The following is an 8,359-nucleotide window of genomic DNA, read 5'->3' as shown; positions in this document are numbered from 1 at the left end:
GGCTACCTGGCGCTGCTGGAGCTGCGGCTGGAGGCCACCCGGCGGCCCGCGTTGCGCGCCGTGCTGACCGAGCGGATCCGCGCCGACGTGGACGCGAACGTCTCCTACCACCTGGGCTCCGGGCTGCCCGGGGACGAGACGACGGTCAAGCTGCTCTACCTGGCGCTGAACTGGCTGATCGTGGAGCGGCTGACGCTGCCGGAGGTGTTCTCGGCGGAGGAGGTCGACCGCTTGGTCGTCAGCGCGGCCGAGCGCCTGCTGCCCAGGCCCGGCGTGTCCTAGCCCGGCCGGGCGGGTCCTGCGAGCATGGACGCGTGAGACTCGCCGAAGAGGCCGACCGGGCGGCCGTCGAAGAGCTGGTGCGCGAGGCGTACGAGCCGTGGGTGCCGGTCATCGGCATGCGCCCGCTGCCGATGGAGGCCGACTACGCCGCGCTCATCGCGGCGGGCCGGGTGCACGTGACGGGCGACGACGGCCTCGACGGGCTGGTCGTGCTGGTCCCCGAGGACGGCGTGCTGCTGGTCGACAACGTGGCCGTACGGCCCGCGCTGCACGGCAAGGGCATCGGCCGGAGCCTGCTGGCCTTCGCCGAGCGGGAGGCCCGGCGGCTCGGCCTGCCCGCCCTGCGGCTCTACACCAACGTCAGGATGACCACCAACATCGCCCTGTACGAGTCGATCGGCTACGTGCAGCTCGGCCGCGTCGGGATCGAGGGCCGCTCGGCCGTGGTGATGCGCAAGCAGCTCACCCCGTGAGCGGGGCTCAGCCCGCGAGCACGCCCAGCAGGTGGGAGACCTCGCGGGCCACCGCGTCGCGCCCCGCCCGCAGGTACTTGCGCGAGTCGACCACCTTCGCGTCCCCGGCCAGGTAGTCGCGCACCGCGCCGGTGAACGCCTTGTTCAGGTGCGTCGCGATGTTGATCTTCTTCATGCCGTGCCGCACGGCCTCGCGCAGCGTGTCGTCGGGCACCCCCGACGAGCCGTGCAGCACCAGCGGCACCGGCACCGCCGCGTGCAGCTCGGTGATGAGGTCCAGGTCGAGCACGGCGTCCTTGGTGGTCATGGCGTGCGAGGTGCCCACGGCGACGGCCAGCGCGTCCACGCCGGTGCGCGCCACGTAGTCGACCGCCTCGTGCGGCTTGGTCCGCGCGCCGGGCGCGTGCACGCCGTCCTTGCCGCCCACCTCGCCCAGCTCGGCCTCCACCCACACGCCGCGGCCGTGGCACCAGGCGGCGACCTCGGCGGTGGCGGCCACGTTCTCCTCGTCGGGCAGCGCGGACGCGTCGAACATCACCGACCCCAGCCCCAGCTCCACGGCCTCCTCGACCAGCTCGCGGCGGGTGGCGTGGTCGAGGTGCACCGCCACGGGCACCGCGGCGCGCCTGGCGACGGCCATCGAGGCGAGCGCGACGGGTTCGAGCGCGCCGTGGTACTTCACGCAGTTCTCGCTGATCTGGAGCACCACCGGCAGGCCCACGGCCTCGGCGCCCGCGACGATGGCGGTGGCGTGCTCCAACTGGATCACGTTGAACGCGCCCACCCCCGCGGGGGATTCGCGCACGATGTCGCCGATGCCGGCCAGGGGCATGATGAACTCCTCAGTCGATGACTAGTCGATGACTATCTGGGGACGGATGTCGTCGTACACCTGGCGGTCGAAGTCGCCCGCCACGGGCGCCGCGACCGCCGCGGCCCCCAGCGCGGCGGCCCGGCTGAGCCGCTCCGGCCACGGGGAGCGCCGCACAAGCCCGAGCGCCAGGCCCGCGACCAGCGAGTCGCCCGCCCCGGTCGGGTTCCCCTCGACCTTGTACGGCATGCGCGCCCGGAACGTTCCCTCGGGCGTCACGGCCAGCAGCCCTTCGGCGCCCATGGACACCACCACCGCCTCGGCCCCGCGCCCGCGCAGCGCCTGGGCGCCCTCCTCGGGGCCGCCTCCAGGCACCGCCCTGGCCAGCTCCTCGGCGTTCGGCTTGACGATCGAGGGCCGGCCGCCGGGCGCGTGGCGCAGCGGCTCGCCGTCGGCGTCCACGATGGCGGGCACGCCGCGCTCGGCGGCGATGGCGGCCAGCGTCGCGTACGCGTCGAGCGGCACGCCTCTGGGCAGGCTCCCCGACAGCACCACGGCCTCGGCGGAGTCCAGCAGAACGGTGAAATGTCTGACCAGCCGGGCGAACTCCTCCGGCGTGACCACCGGGCCCGGCTCGTTGAACAGCGTCGCCGTGCCGGGATCGGACACCACCAGCGTCGTCCGCGAGTCGCCCGCGATCCGCACCAGCGCGTGCGGCAGCCCGGCCGCCTCCAGGTCCGCCTCGACGGCCTGCCCGGTCGGCCCGCCTGCCAGGCCCGTGACCAGCACGTCCTGGCCGAACGCGGTCAGGACGCGGGCCACGTTGACGCCCTTGCCGCCGGCCCGGCGGTGCACGCCCGAGACGCGGTTGACCCCGTCCCAGGCGACGCCGGGCACCTCGTACGTCACGTCGAGCGCGGCGTTGAGCGTCACCGTGAGGATCATCGGGACTCCGCGCGCTTCGGCATCGTGCGGGTCATCAGGGCTCCGCGCGTTTCGGCGTCAAGGTCATCAGGGCTCCACGATCCAGGTCCCGCGCTTCATCACGCCGGCCACCTCCAGGTCGTCGGAGAGGACCACCAGGTCGGCCGCCTTGCCCACGCTGATCGAGCCGACCCGGTCGGCCAGCCCGAGCACCCGCGCGGGCGTCAGCGAGGCGAGCTGGGCCGCCTCGGGCAGCGTCAGCCCCACCTCCTGGACGGCGCGGCGGAAGGCCACGTCCATGGTCAGCGTGCTGCCCGCGATCGAGCCGCCCTCGGCCAGCCGGGCGACGCCGTCGACGACGTTGACGGTCAGGGAGCCCAGCACGTACGTGCCGTCGCCCTTGCCGGCGGCGGCCATCGCGTCGGTGATCAGCGCCGTCCTGCCGGGCCCGGCCACCTGGCAGGCCAGCCGCAGCATCGCCGGGTGCACGTGCACGCCGTCGTTGATCAGCTCGACCGTGACCCGCTCGTCCTGCAGCAGCGCGGCGACGGGGCCGGGCTCGCGGTGGCCGAGCGGCGGCAGCGCGTTGTAAAGGTGCGTGGCCACGCTCGCCCCGGCCTCGATGCCGGCCAGCGTCTGCTCGTAGGTGGCGTCGCTGTGGCCGAGCGCGGCGATCACGCCCTCGGCCGCGGCGGCGCGGATCGTGTCGAGCGCGCCGGGCAGCTCGGCGGCGATGGTCAGCATCCGCACGTGCCCGCGCCCGGCCTTGACCAGCGTGGAGAACTCCTGCGGCGACGGCTCGCGCAGCAGCTGCGGGTCGTGCGCGCCGCAGCGGGCGCGGGAGATGTACGGGCCCTCGAAGTGGATGCCGGCCAGCAGGCCGTCGTCGCACAGCTCGGCCAGCGACGCCGTCGCCCTGGCCAGGTCGTCGATCGCGCCGGTCACCAGGCTGGCGATCATCGTGGTGGTGCCGTGGTGCTCGTGCAGCGCGACCGCGTCCCGCGCGCCGTCCTGCTCGCCGGTCGGGAACGACCCGCCCGCCCCGCCGTGGTTGTGCATGTCGACGAAGCCGGGCACGACGTACCGGCCGCCCATCCCGTGCCCGTCGCGGGGCGCGGCCCCTTGCCCGACGTGCGTGATCCGGCCGTCTTCTATGGTCAGCCACCCGTCGCGCACTCCTTCGGGAGTCACGATCCGGGCGTCGGCGAGAGTGATGCTCATGGTGAAAGGATCACAGATCGGGTGAGGTGCAGGGGCTCGTCGGGGTTCAGCCCCTTGGCGAACGCCCTGGCGACCGCCACCCGCTGCGCCCTGATCAGCTCGGCCATCGGGTCGAGCGCGGTCTCGAAGAAGGCGCCGCCGGTGGCCTCGACCTGCTCGCGCAGGCCCTCGGGCGCGGTGCCCAGCATCCAGGTGATCCGGCCGGGGCCGGCGATGCTGATCGGGCCGTGGCGGTACTCCATCGCCGGGTAGGCCTCCGTCCAGGAGCGCGACGCCTCGCGCATCTTCAGCGCGGCCTCCTGGGCCAGGCCGACGGACCAGCCGGTGCCCAGGAAGCTGAACTGCTCGGCCTCGGTCAGCTCGACCGGCAGCGGGTCGGCGAGGGCCCGCTCGGCGTCGGCGATCGCCTGGGTGAGGTCCTGGCCCAGGCTGGCGCGGAGCATGGCGAGCTGCGTCGTGGCGAACCTGGTCTGCACCACCGAGCGCTCGTCGGCGTAGTCGAGCACGATGACGTCGTCGGCGGCGGTCATGACGGGGGTGGCCGGGTCGGCGGTGATGGCCGTGGTCCGCGCGCCGGTCCTGTTCAGGAGTTCGAGCACCTCGGTGGTGGTGCCGGAGCGGGTCAGCGCCAGCACGCGGTCGTAGGCGCGGCCCACCGGCGCCTCCGACGCGGCGAAGGCGTCGGTCTCGCCGTGCCCGGCCTGCTCGCGCAGCGTCGCGTACGCCATCGCGATGAACCACGACGTGCCGCAGCCGACGACGGCGACCCGCTCACCTGGGCGGGGCAGCGCGTCGGCGGGCACGTCGGCGACGGCGCGACGCCAGCACTCGGGCTGGGAGCCGATCTCGGCCTCGGTGTGGGTGGTCACCACTTGCCTCCCCAGGAGTGATTGTTTCTGCTTTATTTATACCAGGAAGGTGCAGAATTTTGCATCGGTGGCCTGACCTCCCGGGTTGTGCCACGCTTGGCCTCCGACCGATCTCGAAGGGGAGGCAGTCGTGTCTCGCTACGATCGATGGAACGCGATTCTCGAGCTGCTCGCACAGGAAGGACGGCTCTCCGTCGAGGAGGCCGCCCAAGCGCTCGACGTGTCCACCGCCACGATCCGCCGGGACTTCGACCAGCTCGCCCAGCAGCAGATGCTCATGCGCACCCGAGGCGGCGCGGTCGCCCAGAGCGTCAGCTACGACCTGCCGTTGCGCTACAAGACCGCCAGGCACGCCGACGAGAAACACCGCATCGCGACGGCCGCCGCCGAGCTGGTCGCGCCGGGGGCCGTCATCGGGCTCAACGGCGGCACCACCACCTCCGAGCTCGCCCGCACGCTGGCCACCAGCCCGGCGCTGGAGTCCGGCTTCACGATCGTCACCAACGCCCTGAACATCGCCTCCGAGCTCACCGTCCGCCAGCACGTCAAGATCGTGGTGACCGGCGGGGTGGCCAGGCAGCAGTCGTACGAGCTGATCGGCCCGCTGGCCTCCGGGGTGCTGGAGCAGGTGACGCTCGACGTGGCGTTCCTGGGCGTGGACGCGCTCGACGCCGAGCTGGGCGCCTCGGCGCACCACGAGGGTGAGGCCAGCGTCAACGGGCTGCTGATCAGCCGGGCCGCGCAGGTCGTGGTGGTGGCCGACTCCTCGAAGGTGGGCAAACGGGCCTTCTCCCGCATCTGCCCCGCGAGCCAGATCGACACGCTGGTGACCGACGCCCGGCTCTCGGACGACCTGGCCAACCGGCTCATCGACGCGGGGGTGAAGGTGATCCGCGCCTGACGCACCGCAACCGCACCTCCTCGGGGCCGCCGGGGGTTCCCGGCTCCGGTCGCCCTTGGCCGGGGCGCGCCGGTCGGGCCGGGTGCGCCCTGCCGGTCAGAGCCGTGTCGGCGGGCGGCCGTCATCCGGTCAGCGGCCGTCTCCCTGGAGGCCCTCAGCCACGTACGGCGGGTGGGGCCGGCCCATGCGTGCCGTACAAGAAGAAGATTGTCTTTCGTACGAACGGCGGCGGGTAGGGGAGAAAGCATGACAGGACGGGGAATCGCCCGGTTGGGACCGGAGGAGCGGGCGGCGGCACTGGCCACGATGGAGGCGCGGGAGCTGGACGTCGTGGTGGTCGGCGGGGGAGTCGTCGGGGCCGGGATCGCGCTCGACGCCGCCACCCGGGGGCTGGACGTGGGCCTGGTCGAGGCGCGTGACTTCGCCTCCGGCACGTCGTCGCGCTCCTCCAAGCTGATCCACGGCGGGCTGCGCTACCTGGAGCAGCTCAACTTCGAGCTGGTCAGGGAGGCGTTGCAGGAGCGGGCGCTGCTGCTGCAGCGGATCGCGCCGCACCTGGTGCGGCCGGTGCCGTTCCTGTTCCCGATGACCCATTTCGCGTGGGAGCGGCCGTACGTGGGGGCGGGGGTGGCGCTGTACGACACGCTGGGGTTCGCCTCCGGGCTGACCCGCGGGGTGCCCGGCCACCGGCACCTGTCCAGGAGCAGGGCGTTGCGGCTGGCGCCGGCGTTGAAGCGCAGCTCGTTCACCGGCGCGGTGCAGTACTGGGACGCGCAGGTGGACGACGCGCGCTACGTGATGACGATGCTGCGCACGGCCGCCACCTACGGCGCGCATGTGGCGCCGCGGGCGCAGGTCGTGGGGTTCCTGCGCGAGGGGGAGCGGGTCACCGGGGTCCGGGTGTGCGACCTGGAGAACGGCGGCGAGTTCGACGTGCGGGCGCAGCAGGTCGTCAACGCGACCGGGGTGTGGAGCGACGACATCCAGGAGCTGGTGGGCGGCCGGGGGCAGATCCACGTGCGGGCCTCGAAGGGGGTTCACCTGCTGGTGCCGCGTGACCGGATCCACTCGCTCACCGGAATCATCCTTCGCACCGAAAAATCGGTACTTTTCGTGATTCCGTGGGGGCGGCACTGGATCATCGGGACCACCGACACCGAATGGACGCTCGACAAGGCGCACCCCGCCGCCTCCCGCGTCGACATCGACTACCTGCTCGACCACGTCAACGCCGTGCTGTCGGTGCCGCTGACCCGCGACGACGTCGAAGGCGTGTACGCCGGGCTGCGGCCGCTGCTGTCGGGCGAGTCGGAGGAGACCTCGAAGCTGTCGCGCGAGCACGTGGTGGCCCACCCGGTGCCGGGGCTGGTGATGATCGCCGGCGGCAAGTACACGACGTACCGGGTCATGGCCAAGGACGCCGTGGACGCCGTCGCCCACGGCCTCGACCAGCGGGTGCCCCGCTCGTGCACGGACCGGATCCCGCTGGCCGGCGCCGAGGGCTACCAGGCGCTGTGGAACGCCAGGCACCGGCTCGCCCACACCTCCGGCCTGCACGTGGCCCGCATCGAGCACCTGCTCCAGCGGTACGGGTCGCTGATCGACGAGGTTCTTGAGCTGATCGAGCACGACAGGTCCCTGGCCAGGCCGCTCGGCGGCGCCGACGACTACCTGCGCGCCGAGATCGTCTACGCGGCCACCCACGAGGGCGCCCGGCACCTCAACGACGTGCTGACCAGGCGTACGCACATCTCGATCGAGACCTTCCACCGTGGCCTGGGCAGCGCCCACGAGGCCGCCGAGCTGATGGCCGGGCCGCTCGGCTGGGACGGCGAGCAGGTCAAGCGGGAGGTCGAGTACTTCACCAAGCGGGTCGAGGCGGAGCGCCTGTCGCAGGAACAGGACACGGACCAGGAGGCGGACGCCATCCGGCTGGGCGCGCCCGAGATCGTGCCGGTCGCGGCGCCGGAGGACCAGCCGGTTCCGGCCACGGAGGGTCGGTCGGACGGGACGGCGGAGGGCCGGTCGGTCGCTGGGACCGAGCACCAGCCGGTGGTGACCCCGGACCGCCAGTCGTGAGCGATCCGGCGGCGGGCGACTCTGCTCGGGCGGCGTCAGGGCGGCTCTGCTCGGGCGGCGTTCGGGCGGCTCTAGTCGGGCGGTGGGCGCTGGTCGATGAGCTGGCGGCGTGAGGTCAGGCCCAGCTTGCGCAGCGCGTTGGCCACGTGGACCTCGACCGTCCTGGGCGACAGCCACAGATGCTCGGCGATCTTCCTGTTCGTCAGCCCTCCGGCCGCGAGCCTGATCACCTGCTCCTCCCTCGGTGACAGCCTGCCCTCGGGGCCCCCGATGCGCCGGTCCAGTCTGCGCCTGGCGGCCGGGGTGATCGAGTCGCGGACGGCCTGGCCGGTCAGGGGGCGCAGCTCGTACGAGCCGGGCGCGCACTCGCGCAGCAGCCCGAGCCGTAACGCCTCGGCGAGGGCGGGTTCGCCCTGATCGGGCCGTACGCCGGCGACGGTGACGAGGGTCTGGCCGCAGGCGGGCTCGTCCAGGACGGCCGCCGCCTGCACGAGCCGCCGCGCCACGGGCGGCAACGCGTCGAGCTTGAGACGCACGGAGGCGAGATCGAGGGAGAGGGCGGTGCTCTCCAGGGCGGTGCTCTCCAGGGCAGCGCTCTCCAGGGCAGCGCTCTCCAGGGCGGGGTCTTCGAGGGAGGGGTCGTCTAGGCAGGGGTCGGGGTTTGCGGCCGATTCTCGGTCCACGAAGGGCATGACACACCCCCATCTGGGTTCCGACTTAAGGGTGTCAGTGGATTTTTCATTATTTTGTCGCGAGGTGTCCATACATGTCCAAAAGAAAGGGCGCCGGCCTGTGCGGC

Annotated in this window: 8 protein-coding genes and 1 pseudogene; 4 read left to right on the top strand and 5 right to left on the bottom strand. The window is 72.8% G+C overall.

Translation table 11 applies throughout. The features are described from left to right. Positions 1-282, top strand: a pseudogene (locus KME77_RS13835) (TetR/AcrR family transcriptional regulator); the annotation flags it as partial. A 32-nt stretch (positions 283-314) separates the two neighbouring features. After that, positions 315-755, top strand: a complete 441-nt coding sequence (locus KME77_RS13830; RefSeq protein WP_219466794.1) for a GNAT family N-acetyltransferase — start codon at positions 315-317, stop codon at positions 753-755. A 7-nt stretch (positions 756-762) separates the two neighbouring features. Here KME77_RS13830 and KME77_RS13825 read toward each other — a convergent pair whose 3' ends face one another. The 4 genes from KME77_RS13825 to KME77_RS13810 all read right to left on the bottom strand — a co-directional run bounded on the left by KME77_RS13825 (position 763) and on the right by KME77_RS13810 (position 4,580). Further along, entirely contained in the window at positions 763-1,587 is an 825-nt protein-coding gene (locus KME77_RS13825; protein WP_219466791.1) for a class II fructose-bisphosphate aldolase, read from the bottom strand. A gap of 21 nt (positions 1,588-1,608) precedes the next feature. Next, positions 1,609-2,511 carry a 1-phosphofructokinase family hexose kinase gene (locus KME77_RS13820; RefSeq protein WP_219466787.1) on the bottom strand — a complete coding sequence of 301 codons (903 nt, stop codon included), beginning with the start codon at positions 2,509-2,511 and terminating at the stop codon, positions 1,609-1,611. A 66-nt stretch (positions 2,512-2,577) separates the two neighbouring features. After that, the gene (gene nagA / locus KME77_RS13815) at positions 2,578-3,711 is read right to left on the bottom strand and encodes an N-acetylglucosamine-6-phosphate deacetylase (RefSeq protein ID WP_219466785.1); all 1,134 of its coding nucleotides are present in this window, start codon (positions 3,709-3,711) and stop codon (positions 2,578-2,580) included. After that, entirely contained in the window at positions 3,708-4,580 is an 873-nt protein-coding gene (locus tag KME77_RS13810) for an SIS domain-containing protein (protein WP_219466779.1), read from the bottom strand. Before KME77_RS13810 ends, nagA begins: the two co-directional genes overlap by 4 nt. A 130-nt stretch (positions 4,581-4,710) precedes the next feature. Here KME77_RS13810 and KME77_RS13805 point away from each other — a divergent pair, with 130 nt between their 5' ends. Together KME77_RS13805 and KME77_RS13800 are read left to right on the top strand one after the other, a co-directional pair. Beyond that, positions 4,711-5,481 (top strand): DeoR/GlpR family DNA-binding transcription regulator, encoded by a 771-nt coding sequence (locus KME77_RS13805; RefSeq protein ID WP_219466774.1) that lies wholly within the window; start codon positions 4,711-4,713, stop codon positions 5,479-5,481. 246 nt (positions 5,482-5,727) lie between these two features. Continuing rightward, a complete protein-coding gene (locus tag KME77_RS13800) occupies positions 5,728-7,560 on the top strand; it encodes a glycerol-3-phosphate dehydrogenase/oxidase (protein WP_246609724.1) in 1,833 nt (610 codons plus the stop codon). 71 nt (positions 7,561-7,631) lie between these two features. Here KME77_RS13800 and KME77_RS30295 read toward each other — a convergent pair whose 3' ends face one another. Next, positions 7,632-8,243, bottom strand: coding sequence for a helix-turn-helix transcriptional regulator (locus KME77_RS30295; RefSeq protein WP_308250694.1), 612 nt, complete (start codon positions 8,241-8,243; stop codon positions 7,632-7,634). Positions 8,244-8,359: the final 116 nt, after the last annotated feature.

Origin of the sequence: Nonomuraea rhizosphaerae, assembly GCF_019396405.1 — a bacterium.
GTDB classification, from domain to species: Bacteria; Actinomycetota; Actinomycetes; order Streptosporangiales; family Streptosporangiaceae; genus Nonomuraea; species Nonomuraea rhizosphaerae.
The sequence above is the reverse complement of the archived record's forward strand: the minus strand, read 5'-3'. Positions and strand labels throughout refer to the sequence as shown.